The organism is bacterium (assembly GCA_040757115.1).
In the GTDB taxonomy this organism is placed as follows: domain Bacteria; phylum UBA9089; class CG2-30-40-21; order CG2-30-40-21; family SBAY01; genus JBFLXS01.
The window spans coordinates 1-1528 of the sequence record JBFLYA010000429.1 but is presented as its reverse complement, the minus strand read 5'-3'; the positions used below and the strand labels follow the sequence as shown (position 1 = coordinate 1528).

Below are 1528 nucleotides of genomic sequence, written 5' to 3'. Positions count from 1 at the left end.
AAAGTTTTTTCGGTAATGTCAAAAATTAACCACAGAGAACACAGACTTGCCTGCTGAACATTCGGCAATCAGCACAGGTAGAAGTATTGGGGTCAGTCTGACTCCAATCTTTCCTTCAACAAAAAAGGCGTGTTTTGCGTTGATTATTTTCTCACGCAAACACGCCTTTGTATCTTTCTTCGTAAGGATAGTGGTTGGCAAGCCATACTTGTTTAACCCTGACTTTAGAACACAAAAAAACGATAGATAGGAATTTGTTCCTTCATCTTTTTTCTCCTCATACCTTAATTCTCTACAAGAGATAATATACCACAAAATTTTAAATTTGTCAAGGTCATTTTTGCCATTTTCAGCAAATTATTTTACTAATTTATCCAAAACCCTTATAAAATAAGCATTCTTTAATTTTTTTTATCTATGTAACTACAAAATAACCTCCTTTGCTCCTTACCTACTTGATTACAATTTATTTAATGAATATTCCCGCTGGTGGTTTAATACCTCTTTCTTCAAATACCGGATAAAATTTAGGTTTAATACCAGTCGGTTTTAACTCACCAATGACTTTACCTTTTTCATCTACTGTTTTTTGTTCAAAAACAAATATATCCTGGAGCACAATGACATCATTTTCCATACTTTGAACTTCAGTGATATTAGTTATCTTTCTACTGCCATCCTGGAGTCTTTGCTGGTGGACAATCAAGTCAATTGCTGATGCAATTTGTTCTCGAATTGCCCTGACCGGCAACTCCATACCTGCCATAAGTGTCATTGTCTCTATTCTGGATAATGTATCTCTTGGGGAATTAGAATGAACCGTAGTCAGTGAACCGTCATGGCCGGTATTCATTGCCTGTAACATATCTAATGCCTCACCACTGCGGACCTCACCGACAATAATTCTATCCGGCCGCATCCTTAACGCATTACGCACTAAATCCCGTGTGGTAATTTCACCTTTACCTTCAATATTAGGAGGACGCGTCTCAAGTGTAATGATATGTTCCTGTTGAAGTTGTAATTCCGCAGAATCCTCAATCGTCACAATTCTTTCATCCGCAGGTATAAACGATGATAAAACATTTAAAGTAGTTGTTTTTCCTGAGCCTGTTCCACCAGAAACAATAATATTCAATCTTGCCCCAACACATACCTTCAAGAATTCTCCCATATTGGGCGTTAATGTGCCAAATCTAATCAAATCACCAATTTCTAACTTTTCTTTAAAAAATTTACGGATGGTTAAAATAGGTCCTTTTAGAGATAAAGGAGGAATAATCACATTCACCCGTGAACCATCTTTAAGTCGAGCATCAACATAAGGAACTGATTCATCTACCCGTCGTCCAATAGGTGATACGATTCGGTCAATTATATGTAAAAGATGTGTATTATCATTAAAGGTAACCTTTGTGCGTTCTATTTTTCCTTGCCGTTCGACATAGATTTGATTGGGACCATTAACCATAATTTCAGAAATAGATGGGTCCTTTAGCAACGGCTCAATAGGTCCTAATCCTAATAT

At 36.6% G+C, this 1528-nt stretch carries 2 protein-coding genes; both read right to left on the bottom strand.

Annotated elements, in window-relative coordinates:
- Positions 1-18: 18 nt before the first annotated feature.
- Positions 19-315, bottom strand: a complete 297-nt coding sequence (locus AB1422_19395; GenBank protein MEW6621467.1) for a hypothetical protein — start codon at positions 313-315, stop codon at positions 19-21.
- A 151-nt stretch (positions 316-466) separates the two neighbouring features.
- On the bottom strand, positions 467-1528 hold a 1062-nt coding region (locus AB1422_19390), incomplete at its 5' end, for a CpaF family protein (GenBank protein MEW6621466.1).